This window comes from Kocuria sp. CNJ-770, from assembly GCF_001942375.1.
Classification (GTDB): Bacteria; Actinomycetota; Actinomycetes; order Actinomycetales; family Micrococcaceae; genus Kocuria; species Kocuria oceani.
Genome location: NZ_MKJW01000022.1, coordinates 35446 through 61726, shown reverse-complemented (window position 1 = coordinate 61726; position 26281 = coordinate 35446). Strand labels below are relative to the sequence as shown.

General features: G+C 69.8%; 23 protein-coding genes and 2 pseudogenes. 6 read left to right on the top strand and 19 right to left on the bottom strand.

Features of this window, described 5'->3' with window-relative positions; translation table 11 throughout:
- Positions 1-4 precede the first annotated feature (4 nt).
- The 4 genes and pseudogenes from BJF77_RS01230 to argC all read right to left on the bottom strand — a co-directional run bounded on the left by BJF77_RS01230 (position 5) and on the right by argC (position 4574).
- Positions 5-1336, bottom strand: a complete 1332-nt coding sequence (locus BJF77_RS01230; protein WP_075871053.1) for an acetylornithine transaminase — start codon at positions 1334-1336, stop codon at positions 5-7.
- A complete protein-coding gene (gene argB / locus BJF77_RS01225; protein ID WP_075871052.1) occupies positions 1333-2262 on the bottom strand; it encodes an acetylglutamate kinase in 930 nt (309 codons plus the stop codon). The genes BJF77_RS01230 and argB overlap by 4 nt, the downstream gene beginning before the upstream one ends.
- A 52-nt stretch (positions 2263-2314) precedes the next feature.
- Positions 2315-3528: pseudogene (gene argJ / locus BJF77_RS01220) on the bottom strand (bifunctional glutamate N-acetyltransferase/amino-acid acetyltransferase ArgJ).
- Complete coding sequence (gene argC / locus BJF77_RS01215; protein ID WP_075871051.1) at positions 3525-4574, bottom strand: N-acetyl-gamma-glutamyl-phosphate reductase; 1050 nt, start codon at positions 4572-4574, stop codon at positions 3525-3527. The pseudogene argJ and the gene argC overlap by 4 nt, the downstream one beginning before the upstream one ends.
- 334 nt (positions 4575-4908) lie before the next feature.
- Here argC and BJF77_RS01210 point away from each other — a divergent pair, with 334 nt between their 5' ends.
- Positions 4909-5877, top strand: coding sequence for a quinone oxidoreductase (locus tag BJF77_RS01210; protein ID WP_075871050.1), 969 nt, complete (start codon positions 4909-4911; stop codon positions 5875-5877).
- Positions 5874-7256, top strand: a complete 1383-nt coding sequence (locus BJF77_RS01205) for a M1 family metallopeptidase (protein WP_139318378.1) — start codon at positions 5874-5876, stop codon at positions 7254-7256. Before BJF77_RS01210 ends, BJF77_RS01205 begins: the two co-directional genes overlap by 4 nt.
- An 82-nt stretch (positions 7257-7338) precedes the next feature.
- On the opposite strand, the gene BJF77_RS01200 is transcribed toward BJF77_RS01205, so the two are convergent.
- The 3 genes from BJF77_RS01200 to pheS all read right to left on the bottom strand — a co-directional run bounded on the left by BJF77_RS01200 (position 7339) and on the right by pheS (position 11758).
- Entirely contained in the window at positions 7339-7953 is a 615-nt protein-coding gene (locus BJF77_RS01200) for a hypothetical protein (RefSeq protein WP_047803993.1), read from the bottom strand.
- A 190-nt stretch (positions 7954-8143) separates the two neighbouring features.
- Complete coding sequence (pheT, locus tag BJF77_RS01195) at positions 8144-10696, bottom strand: phenylalanine--tRNA ligase subunit beta (protein WP_075871048.1); 2553 nt, start codon at positions 10694-10696, stop codon at positions 8144-8146.
- A 3-nt stretch (positions 10697-10699) separates the two neighbouring features.
- Positions 10700-11758 carry a phenylalanine--tRNA ligase subunit alpha gene (pheS, locus tag BJF77_RS01190; protein WP_075871047.1) on the bottom strand — a complete coding sequence of 353 codons (1059 nt, stop codon included), beginning with the start codon at positions 11756-11758 and terminating at the stop codon, positions 10700-10702.
- Positions 11759-11903: 145 nt separating this feature from the next.
- Here pheS and BJF77_RS19825 point away from each other — a divergent pair, with 145 nt between their 5' ends.
- The 3 genes from BJF77_RS19825 (at position 11904) to BJF77_RS01185 (ending at position 17156) form a co-directional block, all read left to right on the top strand.
- Positions 11904-12929 carry a hypothetical protein gene (locus BJF77_RS19825; protein ID WP_139318377.1) on the top strand — a complete coding sequence of 342 codons (1026 nt, stop codon included), beginning with the start codon at positions 11904-11906 and terminating at the stop codon, positions 12927-12929.
- Between the two features lie 47 nt (positions 12930-12976).
- Positions 12977-15124, top strand: coding sequence for a hypothetical protein (locus BJF77_RS19820; RefSeq protein ID WP_139318376.1), 2148 nt, complete (start codon positions 12977-12979; stop codon positions 15122-15124).
- Between the two features lie 1588 nt (positions 15125-16712).
- A complete protein-coding gene (locus tag BJF77_RS01185) occupies positions 16713-17156 on the top strand; it encodes a DUF4157 domain-containing protein (RefSeq protein ID WP_075871046.1) in 444 nt (147 codons plus the stop codon).
- Between the two features lie 250 nt (positions 17157-17406).
- Here BJF77_RS01185 and BJF77_RS01180 read toward each other — a convergent pair whose 3' ends face one another.
- From BJF77_RS01180 to BJF77_RS01155, 6 genes and pseudogenes are all read right to left on the bottom strand, one after another.
- Positions 17407-17859: a (deoxy)nucleoside triphosphate pyrophosphohydrolase gene (locus BJF77_RS01180; protein WP_075871060.1), complete on the bottom strand. Its 453-nt coding sequence runs from the start codon at positions 17857-17859 to the stop codon at positions 17407-17409.
- Positions 17856-18765, bottom strand: a pseudogene (locus BJF77_RS01175) (TrmH family RNA methyltransferase). The gene BJF77_RS01180 and the pseudogene BJF77_RS01175 overlap by 4 nt, the downstream one beginning before the upstream one ends.
- 13 nt (positions 18766-18778) lie before the next feature.
- Complete coding sequence (gene rplT / locus BJF77_RS01170) at positions 18779-19168, bottom strand: 50S ribosomal protein L20 (protein ID WP_047803997.1); 390 nt, start codon at positions 19166-19168, stop codon at positions 18779-18781.
- Positions 19169-19262: 94 nt separating this feature from the next.
- Positions 19263-19457, bottom strand: coding sequence for a 50S ribosomal protein L35 (gene rpmI, locus BJF77_RS01165; RefSeq protein WP_047803998.1), 195 nt, complete (start codon positions 19455-19457; stop codon positions 19263-19265).
- Positions 19458-19616: 159 nt separating this feature from the next.
- Positions 19617-20516 (bottom strand): translation initiation factor IF-3, encoded by a 900-nt coding sequence (infC, locus tag BJF77_RS01160; protein WP_369821341.1) that lies wholly within the window; start codon positions 20514-20516, stop codon positions 19617-19619.
- 341 nt (positions 20517-20857) lie between these two features.
- Positions 20858-21154 (bottom strand): DUF503 domain-containing protein, encoded by a 297-nt coding sequence (locus BJF77_RS01155; RefSeq protein WP_075871044.1) that lies wholly within the window; start codon positions 21152-21154, stop codon positions 20858-20860.
- An 84-nt stretch (positions 21155-21238) separates the two neighbouring features.
- On the opposite strand from BJF77_RS01155, the gene BJF77_RS01150 reads away from it, so the two are divergent.
- Entirely contained in the window at positions 21239-21649 is a 411-nt protein-coding gene (locus BJF77_RS01150) for a DUF1844 domain-containing protein (RefSeq protein WP_047804001.1), read from the top strand.
- 48 nt (positions 21650-21697) lie between these two features.
- On the opposite strand, the gene BJF77_RS01145 is transcribed toward BJF77_RS01150, so the two are convergent.
- From BJF77_RS01145 to BJF77_RS01125, 6 genes are all read right to left on the bottom strand, one after another.
- Positions 21698-22552, bottom strand: coding sequence for an SseB family protein (locus BJF77_RS01145; protein ID WP_075871043.1), 855 nt, complete (start codon positions 22550-22552; stop codon positions 21698-21700).
- On the bottom strand, positions 22549-23301 hold the full coding sequence (gene priA, locus BJF77_RS01140; RefSeq protein ID WP_075871042.1) for a bifunctional 1-(5-phosphoribosyl)-5-((5-phosphoribosylamino)methylideneamino)imidazole-4-carboxamide isomerase/phosphoribosylanthranilate isomerase PriA: 753 nt from the start codon (positions 23299-23301) through the stop codon (positions 22549-22551). Before priA ends, BJF77_RS01145 begins: the two co-directional genes overlap by 4 nt.
- 112 nt (positions 23302-23413) lie before the next feature.
- Positions 23414-23575 carry a hypothetical protein gene (locus tag BJF77_RS20765; RefSeq protein WP_187347231.1) on the bottom strand — a complete coding sequence of 54 codons (162 nt, stop codon included), beginning with the start codon at positions 23573-23575 and terminating at the stop codon, positions 23414-23416.
- Positions 23572-24336 (bottom strand): imidazole glycerol phosphate synthase subunit HisH, encoded by a 765-nt coding sequence (gene hisH / locus BJF77_RS01135; RefSeq protein ID WP_075871041.1) that lies wholly within the window; start codon positions 24334-24336, stop codon positions 23572-23574. The genes BJF77_RS20765 and hisH overlap by 4 nt, the downstream gene beginning before the upstream one ends.
- A 17-nt stretch (positions 24337-24353) precedes the next feature.
- Positions 24354-24983, bottom strand: a complete 630-nt coding sequence (hisB, locus tag BJF77_RS01130) for an imidazoleglycerol-phosphate dehydratase HisB (RefSeq protein ID WP_047804005.1) — start codon at positions 24981-24983, stop codon at positions 24354-24356.
- A 142-nt stretch (positions 24984-25125) separates the two neighbouring features.
- On the bottom strand, positions 25126-26229 hold the full coding sequence (locus BJF77_RS01125; protein WP_075871040.1) for a histidinol-phosphate transaminase: 1104 nt from the start codon (positions 26227-26229) through the stop codon (positions 25126-25128).
- Positions 26230-26281: the final 52 nt, after the last annotated feature.

Below are 26281 nucleotides of genomic sequence, written 5' to 3'. Positions count from 1 at the left end.
GGTTTCATGCTTCTTTCGCTGGGACGGCGGCCGGAGGGGTGCCGGCCGGGGACGCGGCGGGGGCCGCGACGGCGGTGGTGGCGGTGGACAGGATCCCGGGCAGGGCCTCGAGGAAGGTGCGCGCCTGCTCCTCCGTGAGGATCAGGGGCGGGGCCAGGCGCAGGGTCGCGGGGCCGGTGGCGTTGACGATGAACCCGGCCTCCCGGGCGGCCTCGACCACGGCGGGCCCGAACGGGGCGGCGGCGCCCTCGGGGACGAGGAGGTCGGCGCCGATGAGCAGGCCGCGCTGGCGGACCTCGCCGACGCCGGGGACCGCGCGCAGCCCGTCGCCGAGCAGGGCGCCGACCGTGCGGGCGTGCTCGAGCAGCCCGTCCTCCTCGATGACCGTGACGGTGGCCAGTCCCGCGGCGGTGGCCGGCGGGTTGCCGCCGAAGGTGGTGCCGTGCTGGCCGGCGCCCAGCAGCGCCGAGACCTCGGGGCCCACGGTGAGCATCGCCCCGATCGGAAAGCCCCCGCCCAGCCCCTTGGCCAGGGTGAGCGCGTCCGGCAGGTCGTCCCCGGTGAGCTCGGTCGAGGAGGCGAACCACCGGCCGGTGCGGCCCACGCCGGTCTGCACCTCGTCCACGACGAGCAGCGCACCGTGCCGGCGGGTCAGCTCCCGGGCGCGCCGGAGGAAGCCCTCGGGCAGCTCGCGCACACCGGCCTCGCCCTGCACCGGCTCCACGACGAGCGCGGCGACCGTCCCGTCGAGGTGCTGCTCGAGGGCCTCGACCGTGGCGGGGATGTGCCGCACCCCGCCGGGCAGCGGCTCGAAGGGCGCCCGGTAGGCCTCCTTGGCGGTCAGGGCGAGAGCGCCCATCGTGCGCCCGTGGAAGGCCGACTCGAGGGCCAGGACCGTGCTGCGGGGCCGGCCGTCCGGGCCGGGGTGCTCCTGGCCGTGCCGCCGGGCGAGCTTGAACGCGGCCTCGTTCGCCTCGGTCCCGGAGTTCGCGAAGAACACGTGGGACCCGGTGGGGGCCCCGGCCAGGGACAGCAGCTTCCCGGCGAGGGCGATCTGCTGCGGCGAGGTGAAGAAGTTGGAGACGTGGCCCAGCGTGGCCAGCTGGCGGGAGACGATCTCCACCCAGCGGGGGTGGGCGTGGCCGAGGGCGTTCACGGCGATGCCCGCCAGAAGGTCCAGGTAGTCCCGGCCGTCGGCGTCGGTGACCACCGCGCCGTGGCCGTGGGTGAGCACGAGGGAGGGGCTGCCGAAGACGCCGAGCAGCGAGTCGGAGTACTCCCCGAGCAGGGCGGTCTGCGCGGAGTAGCGGGAGGTGGCGTGCTGGGTGGCGGTCATGACGAGGCTCCGTGGTCGGGGACGAGCTGGGTTCCGATGCCGGTGTCGGTGAAGATTTCGAGCAGGCACGTGTGCGGGCTGCGCCCGTCCACGATGGACGCCCGGCGCGCCCCGCCCTCCACGGCCCGCAGGGCCGCCTCCATCTTGGGGATCATCCCCGCCTGGAGGCCCGGGAGTATGGCCCGCAGCTCCGAGACGGACAGCGAGGCGATGAGGGAGTCCCGGTCGGGCCAGTTCGCGTAGAGGCCCTCGACGTCGGTGAGCGCCACGAACTTCTCCGCGCGCAGGGCCACGGCGACCGCGGCCGCCGCGGTGTCGGCGTTGACGTTGAGGATCTCCCCGGTCGGCCGGCCGGCGTCGTCGACCTCGGGGGCCACGGAGGAGATCACCGGGATCCGCCCGGCGTCGAGGAGCTGGGTGATGGGCTCGGCGTTGACGCCGACCACCTCGCCCACGTGGCCCAGGTCCACCTCGGCGCCGTCCACCACGGTGCCCCGGCGCACCGCGCGGAAGAGCTCGGCGTCCTCCCCGGACAGCCCGACGGCGTAGGGGCCGGTGGCGTTGAGCAGGGAGACGAGCTCGCGCTGGACCTGGCCCGTGAGCACCATCCGGATCGCGTCCACGGCCTCGCGGGACGTCACCCGCAGTCCGCCGCGGAACTCGGAGGCGATGCCCAGCCGCTCCAGCATCCGGTTGATCTGCGGGCCGCCGCCGTGCACGACCACCGGCCGGACGCCGACGTGGCGCAGGAAGACCATGTCCTGGGCGAAGGCCTCGCGCAGCGGCTCGGAGACCATGGCGTTGCCCCCGTACTTGAAGACCATCACGGCGCCGGCGTAGCGCTGGATCCAGGGCAGGGCCTCCATCAGGGTGCTCGCCTTCAGCTGGGCGGTCTCGTAGCGGGTCGGGTCACTCGGGTGGGGCATGGTTCTCCTGCGCCGTGGGCGGTGGGACGGTGGGCGGTGGGCGGTGGGGCGGTCAGCTGGAGTAGGCGCTGTTCTCCTCGACGTAGTCGTGAGTGAGGTCGTTGGTCCACACGGTCGCGTCCGCGTCCCCGGCCTGGAGGTCGATCAGCACGCTGACCCGTCGGTCGGCGGCGAGGTCCACGCCCTCCCGGGGGTCCCCGATCGCCCCGTTGCGGCACACGGTCACCCCGTTGATGGTGACGTCGAGCTTGTCGGGGTCGAACGCGGCGTCGGTGGTGCCCACTGCGGACAGCACGCGCCCCCAGTTGGGGTCGTTGCCGAAGATCGCCGCCTTGAACAGGTTGGAGCGGGCCACCGAGCGGCTCACGTCCTCGGCCTGCTTCTCGGTCGCCGCGTTGACCGTGGTGATCGCGATGTCGTGGGAGGCGCCCTCGGCGTCCGTGATGAGCTGCTGCGCCAGCGAGTGGCACACGGCCGTCACCGCCTGGCTGAACTCGAACTCGTCCGGGGTGACCCCGGAGGCGCCCGAGCCGAGGAGCACCACGGTGTCGTTGGTGGACATGCAGCCGTCGGAGTCCGTGCGGTTGAAGGTGACCTTCACGGCGTCCTCGAGGGCCCACTGCAGGGCGTCCGAGGAGAGCTCGGCGTCGGTGGTGAGGACCACGAGCATCGTGGCCAGTCCGGGGGCGAGCATGCCCGCGCCCTTGGCCATTCCGCCGACCGTCCACCCGTCGCGGACGTAGGCGCCTGCTTGGACACGGAGTCGGTGGTCATGATGGCCCGGGCGGCGGCGGACCCGGACCCGTCGTCGCCGCCCAGGGCCTCGACGACCGTGGGCAGGCCGCGCTCCATCACGTCCATGGGCAGCTGGACGCCGATGAGCCCGGTCGAGCACACCACCACGTCGCCGGCCCCGACGCCGAGCGCCTCGCCCACGAGCTCGGCGGTGCGGTGGGCGGCCTGGAAGCCCTGCGGCCCGGTGCAGGCGTTGGCCCCGCCGGAGTTGAGGACCACCGCGGCGGCCCGTCCGTCGGCGGTCGCGGCCTTGGACCACTGCACGGGGGCGGCCGTGATCCGGTTGGTCGTGTAGACCGCCCCGACGTGGTGCTGCGGTCCGTCGTTGACGACGAGGGCGAGGTCGGGGCCGCCGGAGTCCTTGAACCCGGCGACGGTGCCGGCGGCGCGGAAGCCCTGGGCCGCGGTCACTCCGCGGCCGGTGTCCACCTGGAGGGTGCCGGCGGGCTGCTGGGAGGGATACGTTCTCACGGTGCGACTCCTTGGAGGTTCAGGCCGGTGTCCTCCGGCAGACCGAGGGCGAGGTTCATGGACTGGACGGCACCGCCGGCGGTGCCCTTGACGAGGTTGTCGATGACGCAGGTGACGACCACCCGGCCCGCGCGGGGGTCCAGGGCCAGCTGGAGCTGGGCGTGGTTGGAGCCGGCCACCGACTTCGTGGCCGGCCACGAGCCCTCGGGCAGGACGGTCACGAACTGCTCCGCCACGTAGGCGCCCTCCCAGGCCTCCCGCAGCTGGGCCGCCGTGACCCCCTCGGCGACGCCGGCGGTCGCGGTCGTGAGGATGCCCCGCGGCATGGGCGCCAGGGTCGGGGTGAAGGAGATCCGCACCCGCTCGCCCGCGGCCCGGGACAGGCCCTGTTCGATCTCGGGGGTGTGCCGGTGCGCCCCGCCCACCCCGTAGGGGGTCATGGAGCCCATCACCTCGGAGCCGAGCAGGTGCGGCTTGACGGCCCTGCCCGCGCCGGAGGTGCCCGAGGCGGCGACGATCACGACGTCCTCGGGCTCCAGGAGCCCGGCCGCGAAGCCCGGCCCCAGGGCCAGCAGGGCACTGGTCGGGTAGCAGCCCGGCACCGCGATGCGCGTGGCCCCGCGCAGCTGCTCGCGCTGGCGGGTGCCCTCCCCGTCGACGATCAGCTCGGGCAGCCCGTAGGGCCAGGTCCCCGCGTGGGCCGAGCCGTAGAACTGGTCCCAGTCCTCGGCGGACTCCAGCCGGTGATCGGCCCCGGCGTCGATCACCACGGTCTCCGGCGGCAGCTGCGCGGCGATCGCGGCCGAGGCACCGTGCGGCAGGGCGAGGAAGACGACGTCGTGGTCGGCGAGGTTCTCGACCGTGGTGTCGACGAGCACGCGGTCGGTCAGGGAGTGCAGGTGCGGCTGCAGCTCCCCCAGCCGCTGACCGGCGTTGGAATGGGCCCCCACGGCCCCGATCTCGATCCCCGGGTGGCCGGCGAGGATCCTGAGGACCTCTCCCCCGGCGTACCCGGATGCTCCCGACACTGCTGCGCTGAACGTCATACGGCCCACTCTAGCTCAATTTTATGCATGCTCTTCAATAATTATGCACCGTGACGGGGAGAGCACCGACAGCCTCCGGCGCGGCGTCCGGGCCGCAGGGTCGCGGCGCGGGTCACCGGGTGTCGCTCCGGCCGAGGCCGTCCGTCGCTCCCCCCGGAACGGCTCTGCCCCCGAATCTACGCTTCCCGGACGCAAACATCGATCATGACGGGCGTCCTGCCGTGCCCCCACTTGTGCTCACGCTACCCCTGCGGGACCGGCGCGGGCAGTGCCGCCAGGGACTGCGTGCCTACGATGAGGGCGTTCCGTCCGCGAAGTCCAGGAGGTACCCGTCATGGTCCGTTCCGTCATGGTCGAGCAGTCCGGAGGTCCCGGGGTCCTGTCCCTCGGCGAGCGCCCGGACCTCAAACCGGGCCCGCAGCAGCTGCTCGTCGAGACCCGCGCCGCGGGGGTGAACTTCATCGAGGTCTACCAGCGGGAGGGCGTCTACCCCGTGGAGCACCCCTTCACGCCGGGCTCCGAGGGCATGGGCGTGGTCACGGGCGTCGGCTCCGCGGTGGAGCACTTCGCCCTGGGCGACCGGGTCACCACGTCGCAGGCCACCCGGACGTACGCGGACGCCTTCCTGGTCGACGCGGACAAGGCCCTGCGGGTGCCCGCCGGGGTCTCCGACGAGGTCGCGGCGGCCCTGCCCCTGCAGGGGCTCACGGCCCACTACCTGGTCCGCTCCACCTACCCCGTGCAGGAGGGCGACGTCGCCGTGATCACCGCCGGCGCGGGCGGGGTCGGCGGTCTGGCGGTGCAGCTGCTGAGATCGCTGGGCGCCACGGTCGTCGCCCTGGTCGGCTCGCAGGACAAGGCCGAGACGGCGCGCTCGCTGGGCGCCGACCACGCGCTCGTCGGCTACGAGGGCTTCGCCGAGCGGGTCCGGGAGCTCACCGGCGGCCGCGGCGCGGACGTGGTCTACGACTCCGTGGGCAAGGACACCTTCGACGAGTCGCTCCGGGCGCTGCGCAAGCGCGGGGTGCTGGTGCTCTTCGGCGGGTCCTCCGGCCAGGTGCCCCCGTTCGACCTGCAGGGCCTGGCCCGGCACGGCTCCCTGTACGTCACCCGGCCCACGCTCAACGACTACCTGCTCGACGAGAAGGAGCGCAACTGGCGCGCCGGCGAGCTCTTCGACGCGGTGCTCGACGGCTCCCTGACCGTGCGGGTCGCGCAGACCTTCCCGCTGGCGCAGGCCCGGCAGGCCCACGAGGTGCTCCAGTCCCGGGCCGCCCAGGGCAAGCTGCTGCTGGTCCCGTGAGCGCGGCACCGATGCACCGCTACCTCGGGGCGGACGGCGCCCGGGACCCCTACACCCCGTTCGTCGGGTGCTGCGCGGCCACCGTGGAGCACTACGACCTGGACCTCGACTACGACGTCGAGGACAACGGGCTCGAGGCCCGGGCGGTCCTGACCTGCCGCGCCCTCCGGGACACGGACCGGATCGAGCTGGACCTCACCGAGCTCGCCGTGACCGACGCCCGCGTCAGCGGCGGCGGGCTCGGCGGACTGCTGGGTCCCCGCAAGGTCGGCGTGCAGCACCGGGGCAGCCGGCTCGTGCTCACCCTGCCGCGGCCGGTCGCCGCCGGGGAGTCCTTCGTGCTCACCGTGGCCTACGAGGGCTATCCGGAGTCCCTCGACGGACCGTGGGGCGAGATCGGCTGGGCCGAGCTCGACGACGGTGTGCTCGTCGCCGGGCAGCCCACCGGCTCCTCCACCTGGTTCCCGTGCGTGGACCACCCCTCGCACCGGGCGACCTACCGGGTGAGCGTGCACGCCGACGCCGACTACGAGGTCGTGGTGCACGGCGAGCTGGAGTCGGTGGCCGAGCGCGACGGCGAGCGGCACTGGGTCTACACGTCCCGGGTGCCGCTGCCGCCGTACCTGGCCACCGTGCAGATCGGGCCGTACCGGCGCAGCGAGCTCGCCGGCTCCCGGGTCCCGCAGTATCTCGTGTGCTCGAAGAAGCGGCAGAAGAAGGCCGAGAAGACCTTCGCCGATCAGGGCAGGATGCTCGAGGCCTTCACGGAGTGGTTCGGCCCCTACCCCTTCACCAGCTACACCGTGGTGGTCGTGGACGAGTCCCTCGAGGACCCGTTCGAGTGCTTCGCCTGCTCCGTGTTCGGCAAGAACCAGCTCGGCACGGACTGGGAGGAGCAGCGGCTGGTGGCCCACGAGCTGGCCCACCAGTGGTTCGGCAACAGCCTCGTGCTCGCCTCCTGGCAGGACATCTGGCTCAACGAGGGCTTCGCGTCCTACGCGGAGTGGGTCTGGTCCGAGGCCTCCGGGGACAAGCCGGCCCGCTGGCACGCGGAGAAGGCCCACCGGACCCTGTCCAAGATGCGCCAGGACCTGGTGATCGGCGATCCCGGGCAGGTGCGCCTGTTCGACGACGTGGTCTACGTGCGCGGTGCGCTGACCGTCCACGCCCTGCGCGAGGCGCTGGGCGAGGAGGCCTTCCGGGGCATGCTCCGCGGCTGGGTGGCGGCCCACCGCGACGGGTGGGTCAGCACGGCCGGCTTCCGCGAGCACCTGCGCTCCTGGGCGCCCCCGCAGCGCTGGGCCGAGCTCGACGGCCTGCTGGACGCGTGGCTGCTCCGCCCGGAGCTGCCCGCACTGTCCGCCCCCGCCCGGCGCTGACCCGTCCCGCGGCGGCCCGACACGGGACGGGCCCCCCGGACGCACCGCGTCCGGCGGGGGCCCCGTCCCGTGAGCCTGGCGGTCAGTGCCCGGCGGAGTAGAGCCGGCGGGCGTACCACACCCCGGCCACGGCCACGCCGAGACCGGCGAGGAGCAGCAGCGCGGCCCGGATCCGCTGGCCCGTGATCGTCCCGGCGGTGATGCCGTCCCCGAACTCGCCGGCCTCGGCGGTCTCGACGACCTGCAGGGTGCCGTCCTCGACGGCGAGCAGGGCGTCGGCCTCCTGGTGGAAGTGGCCCTCCCGCTCGCCGGTCTGCGTGCCGCGGAAGACGATCTCCTCCCCCGCCTCCGGGACACGCGGATCGGCGAGCCCGGAGTCGAACGGCTGCGCGGTGACCGCCTCGTCCGCGGGCAGTGCCCCCCGGTAGATGGGGTTGTACGTCTTGGTCTGCAGGTCGTTGGTCATGTCCTGGTACGTCCCGGTGATCACCCACGACCGGTCCGCGTAGCCGGCCAGTTTCCGGGAGTCGTCCCAGGCGAGGGCCCCGCTCACGGCCAGGACCAGCCCCAGGAGCAGTCCGAGCAGCCCCACCGCGGTGGGTTTCCAGGCGATCGGCCGGCGGGAGCGCCCGGGCTCCCGCTCGTCGTCGTCGAAGGCGAAGAACGCTTCCTGCCGGTCGGTGGTCTCCTCGGTCATGCTGGGCTCCTGGAACGGGGTCGGGAAAGGGGGGACGACCGCGGCGCCGGGCCGAGGTCGGGGACCCGGTGCCACAGTACCGAAGTTCCCCTCCGCCCCCGGGAACCGCGCGCGTGTGACCGGCGGGGCGTGCAACGGCGCACGGCCCGCTCCTGGGGGCGGGGAGCGGGCCGTGCGTCGGCGGGGCGGGTCAGCCGCGCAGTACGGCGCCGTGGCGCTCGGCGGCCACCGCGACGGCGGCCTCGCGGGCGGCGGAGGCCTCGTCCGCGGTCAGCGTGCGGTCCGGGGCCCGGAAGCGCAGCGCGAGGGCCACCGACTTCCGGCCCGGCTCGATCCCGGTGCCCCGGTAGACGTCGAAGACGCGGACGTCCTCGAGCAGCTCTCCCGCCCCCTCCTCCAGGGCGGCGCGCAGTGCGGCGGCGGGGACTGACTCCTCGACCACGAGCGCCACGTCCTGCGTGGCGGCCGGATAGCCGGAGATGGGGCGGGCCTGGACGACGTCGACCTCCGCGTCGATGAGCGAGCTGAGGTTCAGCTCCATCGCCACGGTGCGCGCGGGCAGGTCCTGGGCGGCCACCAGCTGCGGGTGCAGCTCGCCCGCGTAGCCCAGCGGGGTCCCGTCCGGGGCGCTGAGCACGGCCGTGCGGCCCGGGTGGAAGGCCTGGTGCGTGCCCTGCCGCACGGTCAGCTCCACGCCCAGGACCTCACCGGCGAGCCGGGCGGCGTCCAGGGCGTCCTGCCAGTCGACCGGGCGCGGGGTGACCCACGGGCTCTCGGCCGCGTCCCGGCCGGCGAAGACCGCGGCGAGGTGGCGCGGCTGGACCGGGATCCCGGTCTCCAGCTCGTCCAGCACCTCCTGGCCCGGGTGGGCCCCCAGCGGCGGCAGGGTCCGGGTGACCAGCTGCTGCACGGGCCGGAAGACGCGGCCGACCTCGTACAGGGCCAGGTCGCGGAAGCCGCGGGAGGTGTTGCGCCGCAGCACCTCGAGCAGCCCCGGCAGCAGGGAGACCCGCAGCATCCCCTGGGCCTCGCTGATCGGGTTGGCGAGCTTGACGGAGAGCACCGGGGCACCGGGCTCGGGGGCGCCCCACAGCTCGTTGTCGGCCTGGGAGACGAACGGGTAGGCGAGCACCTCGGTCAGTCCCGCGGCGGCGAGCGCGTCCGCCACGCGCTTGCGGGCCTGCTGCTCGGGGGTCAGCCCGCGGCCGGGCGGGGCCACGGGCAGGCGCGAGGGGATCGCGTCGTAGCCCACGAGCCGGGCGATCTCCTCGACGAGGTCCTCCTTGGCGAGCAGGTCCGTGCGCCACGTCGGCGGCACGACGCGCCAGCCCTCGTCGGTGGCCTGGACCTGGCCGCCGAGCTCGGTGAGGACGGAGACGACCTGCTCGGCGGTGTAGTCCACGCCCACCCGCCGTCCCGCGTAGTCCCAGGGCAGCTCGATGGGCTCGGGGGCCGTGGTCGCGTCCACGTCCGTCACCTCGGGCCCGGCGGTGCCGCCGGCCAGTTCCACGAGCAGCTCCACGGCCCGCTGGGCGGCGACCGGGGCGATCTGCGGGTCCACGCCGCGCTCGAAGCGCTTGGACGCCTCCGAGGGCAGCCGGTGCCGGCGGGTGGTGCGGGCGACGGAGACCTCGTCGAAGCGGGCCGCCTCCACGAGGACGTCGGCGGTTCCGTCGGAGACCTCGGTGGTGGCCCCGCCCATGACCCCGGCCAGGCCGATCGGCCCGGAGCCGTCCGTGATGAGCAGGTCCTCGGGGTCGAGGGTGCGCTGCTTGCCGTCGAGGGTGCCGAGGGTCTCCCCCGCGGCGGCCCGGCGCACGGTGATGCCCCCGGCCAGGGCCTGCAGGTCGTAGAAGTGCAGCGGCTGACCGAACTCGAGCATCACGTAGTTGGAGATGTCCACCGGCAGGGAGATCGAGCGGATGCCCGCCAGGCGCAGCCGCGCCGACATCCACGGGGGCGTGGGGGCGGTCGCGTCGATGCCGGTCACCGTGCGGGCGACGAAGCGGGTGCACCCGGGGTTGCCGTGGATGGGGGCGGCGTCGTCGACCGTCACGGGAAAGCCGCCCGCGGTGGGGGCGGGCACCCGCGCGGCCACGGCCTCGGCCGGGTCGGTGAAGGGCTGGTGCACGGCGTGGCAGTACTCGCGGGCCACCCCGCGCACGGAGAAGGCGTAGCCGCGGTCCGGGGTCACGTTGATCTCGGCGGCCTCGTCGTGGAGCCCGAGCAGCTCCAGCGCGTCCGTGCCGATCTCCGGGTCCAGGCCCAGCGTCGAGAGCACCAGGATGCCGTCGTGGTCCTCCCCGATCCCGAGCTCGCGCACCGAGGCGATCATGCCCGCGGACGTGTGCCCGTAGGTCTTGCGCGCCGAGATCCGGAAGTTCCCGGGCAGCACGGCGCCGGGCAGGGTCACCACGACCTTGTCCCCGACCTCGAAGTTGTGGGCCCCGCAGATCACGCCCTGCACCCCGGAGGGGTCGATGCCCTTGCCGGTCAGCGTCTGCTCCTGGCCCTCGGGCACCACGCGCACCGTGCACCAGTTGACGGTCTTGCCGTTGGAGTGGGTCTCCGGCTCCTTGGACAGCACCTGGCCCACGACGACCGGTCCGTGCAGCTCGTCCGCGGGGCGGTGGACGTCCTCCTCCTCGAGGCCGACCTGCACCAGGGTGGCCAGGACGTCCTCGGCGGTGGCGTCCGCGGGGACGGGGGCGTGCTCGCGCAGCCATGACAAAGGAACTCGCATGTCTTAGATCTCCATCCCGAAGTGCTCGCTGAAGCGGATGTCGCCCTCGACCATGTCGTGCATGTCCGGGACGTTGTTGCGGAACATCAGGGTCCGCTCGATGCCCATGCCGAACGCGAAGCCCGAGTGCACCTCGGGGTCGATGCCGGCGGCGCGCAGCACGTTGGGGTGGACCATGCCGCAGCCGCCCCACTCGATCCACCGCGGCCCGCCCTTGGCGTTCGGGTGCCACACGTCCAGCTCGGCCGAGGGCTCGGTGAACGGGAAGTAGTTGGGGCGCAGCCGGATCCGCGCCTCCGGGCCGAACATCTGCCGGGCGAAGTGCTCCAGCGTGCCCTTGAGGTCCGCCATCGACAGGCCCTTGTCCACGGCCAGGCCCTCGACCTGGTGGAAGACGGGGGTGTGCGTGGCGTCGAGCTCGTCGGTGCGGTAGGTGCGCCCGGGGACGACGACGTAGACCGGCAGGTCGCGGGTCAGCAGCGTGCGCATCTGCACCGGGGAGGTGTGCGTGCGCAGCACCAGGTGGGCCTCGGGCGGGTCCACGAAGAACGTGTCCTGCAGCTCCCGGGCGGGGTGGTCCGGCTTGAAGTTCAGGGAGTCGAAGTTGTACCACTCGGACTCGACCTCGGGCCCGTCGGCGACCTCCCAGCCCATGGCCACGAAGGTCTCGCCGATGCGCTCCATGAGGTTCGTCAGCGGGTGCCGTCCGCCCAGCTGCCGGCGGCGGCCGGCGGCGGTGACGTCCACCGCCTCCTCCACCAGGATCCGGGCGTCGCGCTCCTCCTCGAGCACCGCGGTGCGGGCGGCGATCGCCTGGTTCACGCGGCCGCGGGCCTGGCCCACGAGCTTGCCCGCGGCGGCCTTCTGCGTCTTGTCGAGCGAGCCGATCTGCCGGTTGGCCAGCGCCAGCGGGGACCGCTCCCCCGCGTGGGCGAGCCGGACCTCCTTGAGCTGGTCGAGGTCCTGGGCGTTTCCGACGGCGGTGAGAGCCGCCTCCACGGCCGCGGCGATCACCACCTCGTCCGTGGGGTCGAGCCCGGAATCAGCTAGAAAACTCATCATGGCGGCTAGTCTATCCGCATACGAGGTGCGCCTTAGGCCCGGAGGCACTAACAGGAAGAAGCGCGTACGGTGCCAACGTATGTAGCGCATAAAGTAGGAATTCGAGTATCAATTCCATCGGGCAACGATAGGACCCAATAGACGGATGCATAAAATTGAAACCCTATCGCGTATAGACGTCAAGGGAAACATATTAAAGCTCCCCGTATCAAAGCTCGCGCGCACAACAAAAATTTATAGCAATCGCCCCTATGCCTCCATGCTAGCTATGGTCGTAATAGATGAAGACATAGGAATCGACAAACTCAATTATGCAAGGGACATCGCAGGGTGGGATCACACGAGTACTGAAGAAGTGCACTGGTTACCCCAGAAAACATCCGCCATTTCCATCACTTCTTCCGCTGGCACTCACCCCCATAGCATAAGCCTGGGAAAAGTAGGGGATGCAATTCTAATTCAATTGACACCACACAAAAGCCTAACTTTTCTTGATTACGCCATACCATTGAGTCCCAGTTCAGTACTTAGCTTGATTGCAGAAGCATGCAGACGGACAGGAAGTGTAGACGCCCTGACCATCACGCCAGTATTCTGCGATCTATTGCATGTACATTCACTGCAGACGTTACAAATGCTTGAAGAAACATTAATGCGCCTCAGCGACACTCGAGATTTGCATGCGAGCCCAGGCGCCCCCACCCCCCCCTCTCTGGAAGTACCATTCTTCCAAATAAGAAGTGCCCTACTCCGGTACCTTTTTAAAATGCAGGCAGGCAACTTCATAGGACTCCATGAATCGAAAGCAATACGCGACACCATAAGTTCAATAGACGCCCTGTCCATGGCCTCCTATAATGCCCAACTATATCTTCTAAATCGGCAGTTGGAGTACGCCAACTATCAAGATAAAATACTTTCGGAAAACGAGCAAAAAAATCAGTCACGGCTAGCCAAAGCCGCCGGAGCCTTGGTATTTCCCACAATTTGGTTTGGATTCTTGGGTTCAAACTCACTTCCCGAGACAATATTTGGAATACCCTTGGACTCGGCAACGGCACTAGCACTGACCATCCTCGGCGCCGCCCTCTCGAGTCTAGTTGGAATACTGGCAATGGCAGCCCTAACTACCCCCATGTGGGGCCGAGAAAGCGACTTTCAGGGTTCCTAGTTAAGTCAAGCCAAAACTTTTGATGAGTTATTGTATGCAATTTAGGAGTGAAATTGAATTTTGACAGGATTTCTGGACTACTACCGACACTCGGCCCAGTTGAAAGACACAGCCTTTCCCCAAAGGGAAAAACCCCCATATTCACCTTGGCGGAAATTAATGAATCATTTATCCCTCCCGAGTTTTCAATGGTAAGCAAAGAAACACCGCCTGACGACATGCCACAGTTTGTCCTTCTTAGCGCTCCAGCAGCGACCGGAAAAAGTGAGATAGCCCGCCAGCTCAGCGCCAAAACGGGTAATCCCTTATGGGATTTATCAAAGTTCAACCTTGGTCACAATATATTCACCGGATCCCTGGTCCAACACTTTGGGTTCGATACAATAGCTGAATTCATGGGGCGATTAGGTGACGGCCGCGTCAGCTTGATTCTCGATGCCGCAGATGAAGCACTTGTTCGGTCGGGGATAAACAATTACGCCGCGGCCATGGAGGACCTTATTGGACTGGTCAAGTCCCAATCCGTAGACGTGCCAACAGCAGTGATTCTTGGCAGGCCCGATTCAATGCAAACCACGTCGGAGTTACTGAAATCCCACGGGGCCCACTACGAACATTATCACGTCAACTTTTTCGACGAGCCTATGAGCAGGGCTTTTGTCCAAGCTAAGGCGACATTAGGGCAACACTCTGTTTTGCCGGAGATGTCCGATTTTATGACTCGATTCTTTGAAGAGACAAAACTGAGTTTTGGAGTCACACGGTGGGAGGAGATCGATGATTTTTTGGGGTACGCCCCAGTGTTAGACGCCCTGGCTAGATTCTATATTGAAATTGACACCAACCCGCTGGCGTATCTCAATGAAACGTTGAAGGACGGAGGCAACCACCGCACATGGGGTCTGCTGTGGGATATCGTCGAAAGGATTTTGGCTCGGGAAACCAACAAATTTTCGCGCAGTTTTGCCGACAGCGACGAAGAAAAGTACGCCTATGGTGAAAAGTGTTACTCCATTTCTAACCAGATCAGGATGCTAGTATCCCCCAATCCCGCTGAAGCCGATCTCGACTTCCCGGAAACCAGCATCCCACAATGGGAAGAAGACGTTCGCGTTCAAATGCAACAACAATTCAGTGATCATCCATTTTTGTCACTGGACCCGAATCGAGATGCTCAATCCTCCCTCCAAAGGATTTGCAATGTAGCTTTCCGCGATTATATTATGGTTCGTGCTGTCTTGTCTAACCATGATGAGACGATGTATGAGGTTCTTATAGAGACGTCCACTCAAGAATTTACGCATTCTCCCTTATTCGCCAAATTCCTATTCGTTGCTCCTACTGATAGTAAACGAATATCGGAGGACGTACTGCCCCTGCTAATGGACTCTCACTTTAGCTCGCAGTTTTCGCGGACATCTCCTCTGTCCATTAGTCAGGAGTCACATTTTGGAGCCTCTGATGACCTGGCGTTCACACACAGTGACTCTATATTCGTGGCATATATGGATTTGGCCGACGGCGGCCTCGCCTCTACGACTTCAGAACTGCAGTTTGAGGGTCTGGCTTCTGGGTCTTTTCAGCTACGGTCTGGCGCATCAAATTGCTTCATTTTTCTACTTGATTACACGATTAGTTTTGGCATAGGGCGGATGGACTTCGTTTTGGGTCCACGCACGACAATCTTCTGCAAGTCTATCGAGGCGGATGCGAGTGAAATTCGAATAATTGCCGATACTCCGTTCTCAAACTTCCTTCGCACCCAGAGGATTAGTGGCAGTACTCGTGCGGTTCGAGCGCCGTTAGCCAATAGCTTCGCCATTTTCGGCACTCGCTCTGCCTACCCTTGGCATGACTACATAATCGAGCCCCGCCAAGCAGGCTCAACCTTATCTGGTTGGGTCGACCCGGAGGCGGCTGTCGGCCTTCGAGGTTTCGTTTTGTGGGCCAATAGATATGCTTCCAGCGCAGGACAGCCCTCTCGCTACAGGGCCCAACAGATTGACCATTTGCTTGCCCGGCGACGAGTAAGCGAAAGGGTGGTTAGTTTCCTAATCGACAAGGGCTATATGTCCAAACAGGGCTCGCTATACACCATTACCTTTCCATGTAATGTGAGGTCAATATTGCAGGTTGACAGTTCAGATGATACCTACCAACAGCTCATCCGCGAACTGAGCGCCTACAGCTTGTAACGCGCATTGAATGCTTGATCGGTGACAGTAAGACGACGTAATCGTTTTACTGACATGGGTCAACTGCTGATTGTCACCATAGTCAGCTTGTCGACTCGACGCGTTCCACCGAAGTACTGGCCAGCGCCAGCGGAGTTATGATGGACGATTGGAACAAGCTGTAGTGGTTTGCCGCCAACTGGCACACCGCAAAGAGAATTTGACATTGCGTCTTTAGTTCTTACGGATTCGTTGTTGCAACCAGCAGAACGCTAATGATCACTGTCCGGGGCGTGACTACCTTAAGTGGAGTCTTGTTTATCACTTATGCTGACAACTCTCGCACGTCGCATCGGGCGATTTCGTCGCTTTGGGTGGGGTTGTACGGTCAGGAGTTTCAGGTTGGAAAACTGACGGCCTTTGACGTGTACAGATAAGCGGCATTGTTGCAGGTGGGGCAAACAACTTTGCACTCGTCTTACCAAGTGTTCCGGATCGCACGAATGTATGGTTTTCTTGATCGAGCCAAATTCGTCACTAGGGCCTTAGTGATAGCCATATTTTCGGTTCCACCTTGAATTCGCGGTCCAGCCTGCCGGATGTACTTGGCGAGGTTGCTGATAGAAGGAGAGGAGGCGCTAGCGTTAGGAAGGCCTCCAGGTTAAGCGTGGCTTATCGAAGGCCCGCATTCACCACCGAGACTCCCGTGTCGCACCGCAACGCCCACACCAACATCCACGGCAGACTGCTCCTCGTCTCCCGGCACCATGCCGGAATGCCGAACTCCCGCACTTCCGAAGCCATGGAGTCTGGCGCAAGTGCATGACGCACTGGAACACTGGCTATGACGGTGAGGCCGCTTTGCAGCTCCGGTCCTATTCGGTTACACGCCACTTCAACCCTCGCCTGTCCAGGCTTGGAGCTTCGTGCGCGGACGCTGCGCGCGGCGACCTGATAAGGCCAGGACGGGATTGCCGTTGAGCTAGGTCGGCCTGCGCGCACGGTGAGTTGGGTGCCGCGTTGCTATGAGATGCCGTATAGGCCAGAGCTGCACCCGCCGACTGATGCGGTGATCCTTTTGTTGAAGGCCGACGCGGTGTGCCACTTATGCGAACGCCCCGGGGAGCTGGTGCACATGGACATGAAGGAACCCGAGCCGGTTCGCCTACGTGCGGTCGCTGGTCGACGGTTACGCACTCCTGACCTATTCGCAGATTTATGCTGATGGGACGTTCCTCGGCTGCGGAGGATTTCTAGCCCGTTCCAGTGTCTACTTCGCTGGCCATGGGATTTCCCACATCAAGGGGGATGATGACCGATAACACTCGGGCTTTTCCCCGCTCGATTTGCGGGGCGGTCGTCGGCCTCGGCACCACGCAGGTGTTCATACGCACACACTGCTATTGGCAGAATGGCAAGATCGAGCGCTGCAACGGCGGCTTGATCGGTGAGTGGGCATTTCGGCCCGTCTTTACCGGCAACGCACCGTATCCCTTGCCCCCCGGATTGAGAACTACAACTCTGAAAGACGCCACACGACATCTCGCAGACATCCACCGGTCAGCCGCCTGCGACCAAGGCCAGGACCAGCTACACCTAATCTGGGTTCATGGGCGTTCGAGAAAGTGGATCGGTCCGGCTGCGCGCGGCCTGGAACATGGCGAACCTGTCCACCCCCCTGGGGCTGCTGGTGGCCGCGCTCACGGGCACGCCCGTGGTGCGCGGGCCCGAGGGGCTGCTGCTGGGCTTCGGCTACCGGCCGCGGCTGCCCAAGGCGGGGGCGTTCACCGTGGGCAACGTGGTCCTCTTCCGGGCCGGGCCCGACGACGTCGCCGCCCGCCCGCGGCTGCTGGCCCACGAGTCCCGCCACGCCAGCCAGTACGCCCTGTGCCTGGGCCTGCCGTTCCTGCCCCTCTACGGCGCCGCCGCCGGGTGGTCGGTGCTGCGCTGCGGGCACCCGGCCCCGCACAACCCGTTCGAGGTGCGGGCGGGCCTGGCCGACGGCGGCTACCGTGTCCGGCCCCGCCGCCGGAGGAAGCGCACTCGCCCGTGACTGACCACGGTTCCCCCGAGTGACCACGGGACCGTGTGGTCACTCGGGGGTGATGTGGTCACTCGGGGAAGCCGCGGTCAGCAGGGGGCCGTGGTCGATCGGGGAACCGTGGTCGGTTGGGGATGACGTGGTCGGTTGAGGATGACGTGGTCAGTCGGGGAAGCCGTGCTCGGGCGGGGCTCTCGGCGGCCGCCCGGGCGACCGCGGCCGGACGGGGGCCGGGGCGGCCCGGAGGGTGGTGGGCGGCCGGTCAGTCGGTGAGCCGGGCGAGCAGCGCCCGCACGATCGGCAGATCGGCCGGGATCCAGGGCAGCGCCAGCGCGGCGGCGGCGTTCCCGAACGGCACCCAGCGCACGGCCAGGTGGTCCTGTCCGGCCGCGGGGACGGGCGATCCCGCCGCGAGCACACCGGTCCAGACGCGCATCGCCGCCGTCTCCTTGAGCGGCCAGCCCTGCGGGTGCGGGCCGGGCACCTCCGCCAGCAGCTCCACCTGTGCCCCCAGCTCCTCGGCGCACTCGCGGCGCAGGGCGGCCTCGCAGGTCTCGCCGGGCTCCTGCTTGCCGCCCGGGAACTCCCACAGCCCGCGCAGCCCTGCCGGATAGGCGCGCTGGGCGGCGAGGAACGCCGTGGGACGGTGCGGGTCGTCCAGCAGGGCAGCGCCCACCACCTGGGTGCGGAACGCGGCGGGCAGCGGCGCGGTCATCGGCGCGCCCGCCCGGCCCGCCGCTGCGCGCGCGCCGATGCGTAGAGGCACACGGTGGCCGCGGTGCCCACGTTGAGCGACTCCGCCCGGCCGTACACCGGCACGGCCACGCGGTGGTCGGCCAGGGCCTTCTCCTCCGCCGACAGCCCCTGGGCCTCGTTGCCGAACAGCCACACGGTGGGGCGGGCCAGGTCGTAGCCGGAGTCGTCGGCCGGGGCCCGGCGGCGCGGGCGGCGGAGAGGTCCTGGAGCCGGTCGAGGTCCACGTCGCCGCGCCCGTCGGCGGCGAGGACGCCGCAGCCGGCCGCGCGGGCGGCGCCGACCAGCTCGGGCAGGTCCGCGCCCACGGCCACGGGCAGGTGGAAGAGGGACCCGGCGGTGGACCGGACCGCCTTGGGGTTGTACACGTCCACGCTGCCGGTGCTCAGCACCAGGCGTCGGCTCCCGCGGCGTCCGCGGCGCGCAGCAGCGTGCCGGCGTTGCCCGGGTCCTGCACCCGGGCAAGGACGGCCACCAGCTGCGGGGCGGCCCGGAAGATCCCGTCCGCCGGCACGTCCAGGGACCGGCAGACGACCACGACGCCCTGCGGGCTCACCGCGTCGCTCATCGCCGCGAGCACCTCCCGGGTCACCAGGCGGAGGAACACGGCGCGGTCGGCGGCCACGCGCTCGAGCAGCCCGGTGATGTCCGGGTGCTGGGCCAGGGCGTCCTGGGTGACGTAGACGGCGTCCACGCACGGGGACTCGAGGTGCCGGGCCAGGGCCTCCCGGGCGTTCTGCGGTCCCTCGGCGAGGAACAGCCCGCGCTTGGAACGCGCGGAGCGCCCGGCCAGTCCCGCGACGTCCCGCACCCGATCGGCTCGGGGGTTGGACATCGGCCGGTCGGCCAGGCGCTCCGTGAGGTTCACAGCTCCGACGGGGTCAGGCTGCGGCTTCGCGCGGCGCGGAGGTGTCCTCCGGCAGGGCGTTCTTGGCGATCTCGACCAGCCCGGCGAAGGCCTGCGCGTCGTTGACGGCCAGCTCGGCGAGCATGCGCCGGTCGACCTCCACCTCGGCGGCCTTCAGGCCCTGGATGAAGCGGTTGTAGGTCAGGCCGTTGGCGCGGGCAGCGGCGTTGATGCGCTGGATCCACAGCCGGCGGAAGTCGCCCTTGCGCTTGCGGCGGTCGTTGTAGCTGTAGACGAACGAGTGGGTGACCTGCTCCTTCGCCTTGCGGTACAGGCGCGAGCGCTGGCCGCGGTAGCCGGAGGCCTGCTCGAGGATTTCCCGGCGCTTCTTGTGGGCGTTGACCGCCCGCTTCACACGTGCCACGTGTGTACTCCTTCACTTCGGTCCCGGCCGGTCGGCCGGGAGGTCAAATCTGTGCGGGGCGGGGAGGCGGGCTCCCCTGCGGATGCGGTGGGGGTTACTTGCCCAGCATCTTCTTGATGACCTTGGCCTCGCCCGGGGTGACGATCTGGTCGGACGCCAGGCGGCGGGTCAGGCGGGAGGACTTGTGCTCCAGGTAGTGGCGGCGGTTGGCCTGCTGGCGCTTGACCTTGCCGGTACCGGTGAGCTTGAAGCGCTTCTTCGCCCCGCTGTGGGTCTTCATCTTCGGCATGTGGGCCGTTCTCCTTGCGTCTCTTCCGGTGGTGGCCACCGGAGGGCACGACGACGTCCGTCGCACCTCAACGGTGCCCCCCGGGCACAGCCGGGACCGGCTGCGCCCACGGGGCGTTGTCAGTTCTGCTCCGCTCGTGCGGAAGGTCCTGCTGTCCGCTCAGACCCGGGGACCGGGCTTGGCGCCCGGCTTCGGGCCGGGCCGCGGAGCCTTGGGCGCCGGGCGCGGTGCCTGGGGGGCCGCGGCCTTCGGAGCCGGGGCCTTCGGAGCCGCCGGTGCCGCAGGCCGCGGCGCCGCCTCGGCGGGGGCGGCGGGCGCCGCCTCCTGCTCCGTGGCCGCGGCGGGGGCCGCCTCCTGCACCTCGGGCTCCTGCACCTCGGGCTCCGGCGCGGCCTGCTGCGCCGGCTCCTCGGTCCGGGCGGCCTGCTCGCGCAGCTCGGCCGGGAACGCGTCCCCGATCGACTGGGTCACGGGCTCGGCGGAGGAGGTGTCGACCTTCTCCTTGGCCTTGCGGTCGTTCTCGGCCCGGGCCTCCTCGCGCTGCTTCTGGCGGCGCGCCTCGGCCTTGGCCTCGGCCTTGTTCTTCAGCGGGCCCACGACCATGACCATGTTGCGCCCGTCGACCCGGGGGCTCGACTCGACCGCGCCGACCTCGGCGACGTCGTTCGCGAAGCGCTCGAGCAGGCGCACGCCCATCTCGGGGCGCTGCTGCTCACGGCCGCGGAACTGGATCATGGCCTTGACCTTGTCGCCGGCGCCGAGGAAGCGCTTGGCGTGGCCGACCTTGGTCTCGTAGTCGTGCGTGTCGATCTTGAGCCGGAACCGGACCTCCTTGAGGACCGTGTTCGTCTGGTTCTTGCGCGACTCCCGAGCCTTGACCGCGGCCTCGTACTTGTACTTGCCGAAGTCCATGAGCTTGGCCACCGGCGGCTTGGCGTTGGGCGCCACCTCGACCAGATCGAGATCCGATTCGCGGGCCAGCCTCAGTGCGTCCTCGACGCGGACGATGCCGACCTGCTCGCCTGCGGGTCCGACGAGACGGACTTCGGGGACTCGGATTCTGTCATTGATGCGTGGATCGCTGATGCCGTGCTCCTGATGTTCTGCGTGATCGCCCGGAGGCTTCCGGGGACCTCATGGTTCGGTCCGGTCCACAACGGCAAAAGCCCCCGCTGCGGTCGGCAAGCGGAGGCTCATCGGCGCACCACCCGGGGGTGGTGCACTGCGTGACGGCACCGGCACGGGGAACCCGGCGGGCCGTCGTGCGGACGATGTCGTCGCGAACCCGACGACCGTGGTCGGCGCGGGTGGGAGCTTCCTCCACTTGCACACTGCCCGCCAGTCTAGCGCATCGGCCGGGGGTTGGGGAACCGGGGCGCGGCCGGTCCCCATCCGACCCCTCACTCGTCCTCGGTCGTGTGCAGGCCGCGGTGCGCCGAGAGCAGCTCCGTCTCGGGGCGGGCGGCCACGAAGCGCTCGAGCTGGTCGAGGACGTCGACCAGGTGGGCGGAGTCCCCGGTGACGACTCCGGCCCCCACCAGGGCCCGGCGGTGCAGGTCGAGGTGACCGACCTCCGCGACGCTCACCGGGAAGCGGCGGCGCAGCTCGGCCACGAGGGGCCGCACCACCGACCGCTTGGCCTTGCGGGAGTGCACGTCCCCCAGCAGCAGGTCGAACTCGATCCACCCGATCCACACCTCGGTCCCGCCCCTCCCCGGCCGGCACCGGCCTCCCCTGCAGGATAGGCCCGGCGGGCGGGAGCGTTGTGGCAGAGTTGGACCATGACTTCCGAGAACACCTTCCGCTTCGACGACGACGCCGCCCGCTCCGGCCAGGACATCCCGCAGGAGACGGTGCAGGCCGTCGACGAGCAGATGCGCGACATCGCGGAGGTCCCCGCCATCGAGGTCATCACGACCGCCGCCGTCCACCTCATGAGCGCGGCCGCCGTGAAGTGCGGCCTGGCCGCCGGCGAGGACGCGGACGAGCTCAAGGACCTGGACGAGGCGCGCAAGCTCATCACCGCCCTGGCCGGGTTCGTCACGGCCGCCGCCCCGGAGATCGGCTCCCAGCACGCCGCCCCGCTGCGCGACGGCCTGCGCACGCTCCAGCTGGCGTTCCGCGAGGCCTCCCTCTACCCGGACGCCCCGGGGCAGGGGCCGGGCGAGAAGTTCACCGGTCCGGTGAGCTGACCGGGCTCCCGAGCACCACGTCGACGCGGGCTGATCCGAGACACCGGGTCAGCCCGCGGTCGTGAGGCGCAGCTGCATCGAGTCCACGTCCTCGGCCAGGGCCGGCTCGACGCTGAGCCGGGCCTGGAAGCGGGCGAGCACGTCGTCCACCTGCGTCCGGTCCAGCCCGGCGCGCAGGGAGAGCACGACCGCCAGCTCCGGGCCGGCTCCCCCGCCGTCGACCACCGCCCCGTCCGCGGCCCGGGCCGCGACACCGCTGCCGGGCGCGGTCCCCGCCGAGGTCACTCCGGGCAGTCCCTCGGCGCAGCGGCGCACCGCCTCGGCGACGGCCGGGCTCCGGTAGGACGGCGTCCAGGCCCGGCCCTGGGCCAGCGCCCAGAGCGCCGGCCGGCGCACCACGAAGGGCAGGTCCGCCCCGGGGTCGAGCACGAGCAGCTGGGTGCCGTCCTTGACCGCCGCGACCGCCGCCCGGCGGACGTCGGTGGCCACGGGCCGGGCCTGGGGGTGCCAGGCGGTCAGGGCCGCGGTGGACGTGAACACGGGCAGCACCGGGCGCCCGTCGGCCGCCCGCAGGGACACGAGCGCCATGTTCGCCTCCTTGTCGGCCACGTGCCCGGAGGCGGTCACGGTCGAGGAGGCCACCTCGGCCACGACCGGCACGAACACCCGGGTGCCGGCCAGGGCGGCGACCACCTGCGACTCGTCCACGGTGCCGGCCCGCAGGCCGGCGAGCGCCTCGAAGACCGCCGCGGCGGCGGCGCCGTCGTCGTCGGGGAACCGGTGGGTGTGGCTGGTGCCCTCCCCCAGGTTGCGCCCGGCCCAGGCCTGCCCGCCGGTGTCCTCCGTGCCCCCGGCGCTCGCGAGCTGGGCCTCGATGTGGGCGGGGAGCCGGCGCTCGGTCACCGCGCCGCCGGACGGCCCGCCACGTCGAGGGCCTCCCCGAGCGTGAACCGGCCCGCGTAGAGGGCCTTGCCCACGATGGCGCCCTCCACGCCGGAGGGCACGAGCGTGCGCAGGGCCGCGAGGTCGTCGAGGGAGGAGATGCCGCCGGAGGCGACCACCGGCTTGTCCGTGCGGGTGGCGACCTCCTTCAGCAGCTCGAGGTTGGGCCCTTTCAGGGTGCCGTCCTTGGTGACGTCGGTGACCACGTACCGGGCGCAGCCGTCCTCCTCGAGGCGGTCCAGGACCTCCCAGAGGTCACCGCCCTCCTCGGTCCAGCCGCGCGCGGCGAGCGTGGTGCCGCGCACGTCGAGGCCCACCGCGATGACCTCGCCGTGCTGGGCGATCACCTTCCGGGTCCACTCGGGGTTCTCGAGGGCGGCGGTGCCGAGGTTGATCCGGGCCGGGTCCAGGGACAGGGCCCGCTCCAGCGAGGCGTCGTCCCGGATGCCGCCGGACATCTCGATCTTCAGCTCGAGCTCGGCCGCGACGCGGCGCAGCACCTCGATGTTGTCCCCGCGGCCGAAGGCGGCGTCGAGGTCCACGAGGTGGATCCACTCCGCGCCGGCCTCCTGCCAGGCGAGCGCGGCCTCCAGGGGGTCGCCGTAGCCGGTCTCGGAGCCGGCCTCGCCCTGGACCAGGCGCACGGCCTGGCCGTCGGCGACGTCGACGGCGGGCAGCAGCTGCAGGCGGGGGGTCTCGCTCAGGGGCATGGGATCTCTTCCTTCTCGGGCTCCCGGACGGCGCGGGGCCGGCCGGGGCTGCTCGGGTGGTGGAGCCGCTCGGGGAGCCGCTCCGGGTCGGGGACGTGCGGGACGGGCGGGCTCAGCGGGCCTGGAACCAGGAGTACCAGCCGTAGCCGATGAGCCCGGCGGCGACCAGGGCCAGGACCACCACCGTCCAGGCCGGCATCTTCTGCCGGTGGAACGAGATGGCGCCGCCGGCGATGAAGGCGCCGAGGACCATCACGACGACGGCGGCGCTCACGCGGCGTCGTCCTCCTGCTGGAGGGTCGGGCGCCCGGCCAGGGTGTCCCCGCCCAGGGGGTCACCGGCCTTGAGGTGGTCCAGCCGCCCGGTCCGCGGGAGGGTGCCCAGCCAGTTGCGCAGCAGCTGGATGCCGGCCTCGGAGGACTTCTCCGGGTGGAACTGCGTGGCGCACAGCGCCCCGTTCTCCACGGCGGCGATGAACCGTCCCCCGTGCTCGGACCAGGTGACCTGCGGCGGCTTCATCTTCAGGATGTTCTGCGGGAAGTCCCACTCCTGCACCCCGTAGGAGTGCACGAAGTAGAAGCGCTCGTCCTCGATGCCCCGGAACAGCACCGAGTCCTCGGGCGGGTCGACGGTGTTCCAGCCCATGTGCGGGACCACGTCGGCCTTCAGCCGCTCGACGACGCCGGGCCACTCGCACATGCCCTCGGTCTCCTGACCGTGCTCGACGCCGGACTCGAAGAGGACCTGCAGGCCCACGCAGATGCCCAGCACGGGGCGCCCGCCGGCGAGGCGGCGGCCGATCAGGCGCAGGCCGTCGACGGAGCGCAGACCGTCCATGACCGCGGCGAACGCGCCGACGCCGGGCACCACGAGCCCGTCCGCGTCCAGGACGGCCTCGGGGTCGGCGCTGAGCACCACGTCGGCCCCGGCGGCCTCGAGGGCGCGCACGGCCGAGCGGACGTTGCCCGCGCCGTAGTCGAGGACCGTGACGGTGGGCCGGGCGGGGCGCTCCGGCCGGGTGGACTCCTCCGGCATGCGATCTCCTTCCGCGCTCACAGGGCGCCCTTGGTCGACGGGACGCCGCTGACCCGGGGGTCGGGCTCCACGGCCTGGCGCAGGGCGCGCGCGAGGGCCTTGAACTGGGCCTCGGCGATGTGGTGCGGGTCCCGGCCGGCCAGCAGCGTGATGTGCAGGCAGATCCCGGCGTGGTGGGCGAGGGACTCGAAGACGTGCTGGACCATCGAGCCGGTGAAGTGCCCGCCGATGAGGTGGTACTGCTGGCCCTCGGGCTCCCCGGTGTGCACCGCGTAGGGGCGGCCGGAGATGTCCACCACGGCGTTGGCCAGGGCCTCGTCCAGCGGGACGGTGGCCTCGCCGAAGCGGCGGATGCCGGCCTTGTCTCCCAGGGCCTGCCGCAGGGCGTCCCCGAGGACGATGGCCGTGTCCTCGACCGTGTGGTGGACGTCGATGTGGGTGTCGCCGGTGGCCCGGATCCGCATGTCGATGAGGGAGTGCTTCGACAGGGCGGTGAGCATGTGGTCGTAGAACGGCACCGAGGTGTCGATGTCGTTCGCGCCCGTGCCGTCGAGGTCGATCTCGACGGACACGGAGGACTCGCTCGTGCGCCGCTCCAGGGAGGCGCGGCGGGGGGCACGGGTGCCGGTGGGGCTCTGGTCGGTCATGCGGGTGGAACTCCTCGCGGGCGCGGCGCGGCCGTCGACGGGCCGCGGGGTGGCCCGGGCCGCCCCGGGCGGGCGGCGCGTCGGGCCCGGTGGTTGTCTGCCTCCATGCTATCCGGGACGGAGGGCCCCGGCTCGCGGGGCCTCAGCCGGCGGAGACGATCCGCTCCATGCTGGTCAGGAAGGCGGTGGTCTCCTCCTCCGTGCCGGCGGTGACCCGCAGGTGGCCGGGGATCCCGACGTCGCGCACCAGCACCCCGTCCTCGAGCAGCGCCTGCCACATGGCCCGGGAGTCCGGCATCCCGCCGAAGAACACGAAGTTGGAGTCCGACGCCGCCGGTGCGAGCCCGAGCCGACGCAGCTCCTCGACGATGCGGTCCCGCTGGCGCTTGATGTCCTCGACGTTGGCCAGCAGCGCCGCCGAGTGGCGCAGGGCGGCCAGGGCGGTCGCCTGGGTGACGGCCGAGAGGTGGTAGGGCAGGCGCACGAGCCGGATCGCGTCGGCGACCTCGGGAGCCGCGGCGAAGTAGCCCAGCCGGGCACCGGCGAGCGCGAAGGCCTTGCTCATGGTGCGGCTGACGATCAGGCGGGGCCGGCCCGCCAGCAGGGACAGCGCGGTGCCCGTGCCCCGGTGGGAGAACTCCGCGTAGGCCTCGTCCACGACCACGACGGCCCGGTTGGGCTCACCGGCCTCGTACACGGCCGTGACGACGTCCTCGTCCAGGGCCGTGCCCGTCGGGTTGTTGGGCGAGCAGAGGAAGACGACGTCGGGGCGGTGCCGGCGGACCTGCTCGGCCGCCGACTCCGCGGTGAGCCCGAAGTCCGCGGACCGTTCCCCCGCCACGAAACCGGTGTGCGTGCCCGCGGCCAGCAGGGGGTACATGGAGTAGGTCGGGACGAAGGTGAGCAGGGAGCGCCCGGGGCCGCCGAAGGCCTGCAGGACCTGCTGCAGGATCTCGTTGGAGCCGTTGGCCGCCCAGAGGTTCTCGGCCTCCAGCCCGTGGCCCAGGTATCCGGCGAGCTCCTCGCGCAGGGCCGTGAACTCCCGGTCCGGGTACCGGTTGAGGGTCCGGGCCGCCGCGGTGACCTCCTCCACGATCGCGGCGTGCACGTCCGCCGGGACCGGGTGGGTGTTCTCGTTGGTGTTGAGCGCCACGGCGACGTCCAGCTGCGGGGCGCCGTAGGGGGCCTTGCCGCGCAGGTCGTCGCGCAGCGGGAGGGCGTTGAGTCGGTCCAGGTTCTGCGTCACCCGAACAGTTTAGACCTGCCCGCGGCGCCCGCCCGCGGAGGGCTCGAGCGGG

What these genes read in the sequence shown, in the direction of transcription:
- BJF77_RS01230 (WP_075871053.1), bottom strand. Translation starts at nt 1,336, where the DNA reads ATGACCGCCACCCAGCACGCCACCTCCCGCTACTCCGCGCAGACCGCC.
- argB (WP_075871052.1), bottom strand. Translation starts at nt 2,262, where the DNA reads ATGCCCCACCCGAGTGACCCGACCCGCTACGAGACCGCCCAGCTGAAG.
- argC (WP_075871051.1), bottom strand. Translation starts at nt 4,574, where the DNA reads ATGACGTTCAGCGCAGCAGTGTCGGGAGCATCCGGGTACGCCGGGGGA.
- BJF77_RS01210 (WP_075871050.1), top strand. Translation starts at nt 4,909, where the DNA reads ATGGTCCGTTCCGTCATGGTCGAGCAGTCCGGAGGTCCCGGGGTCCTG.
- BJF77_RS01200 (WP_047803993.1), bottom strand. Translation starts at nt 7,953, where the DNA reads ATGACCGAGGAGACCACCGACCGGCAGGAAGCGTTCTTCGCCTTCGAC.
- pheT (WP_075871048.1), bottom strand. Translation starts at nt 10,696, where the DNA reads ATGCGAGTTCCTTTGTCATGGCTGCGCGAGCACGCCCCCGTCCCCGCG.
- pheS (WP_075871047.1), bottom strand. Translation starts at nt 11,758, where the DNA reads ATGATGAGTTTTCTAGCTGATTCCGGGCTCGACCCCACGGACGAGGTG.
- BJF77_RS19825 (WP_139318377.1), top strand. Translation starts at nt 11,904, where the DNA reads ATGCATAAAATTGAAACCCTATCGCGTATAGACGTCAAGGGAAACATA.
- BJF77_RS01185 (WP_075871046.1), top strand. Translation starts at nt 16,713, where the DNA reads ATGGGCGTTCGAGAAAGTGGATCGGTCCGGCTGCGCGCGGCCTGGAAC.
- BJF77_RS01180 (WP_075871060.1), bottom strand. Translation starts at nt 17,859, where the DNA reads ATGACCGCGCCGCTGCCCGCCGCGTTCCGCACCCAGGTGGTGGGCGCT.
- rpmI (WP_047803998.1), bottom strand. Translation starts at nt 19,457, where the DNA reads ATGCCGAAGATGAAGACCCACAGCGGGGCGAAGAAGCGCTTCAAGCTC.
- BJF77_RS01150 (WP_047804001.1), top strand. Translation starts at nt 21,239, where the DNA reads ATGACTTCCGAGAACACCTTCCGCTTCGACGACGACGCCGCCCGCTCC.
- priA (WP_075871042.1), bottom strand. Translation starts at nt 23,301, where the DNA reads ATGCCCCTGAGCGAGACCCCCCGCCTGCAGCTGCTGCCCGCCGTCGAC.
- hisH (WP_075871041.1), bottom strand. Translation starts at nt 24,336, where the DNA reads ATGCCGGAGGAGTCCACCCGGCCGGAGCGCCCCGCCCGGCCCACCGTC.
- hisB (WP_047804005.1), bottom strand. Translation starts at nt 24,983, where the DNA reads ATGACCGACCAGAGCCCCACCGGCACCCGTGCCCCCCGCCGCGCCTCC.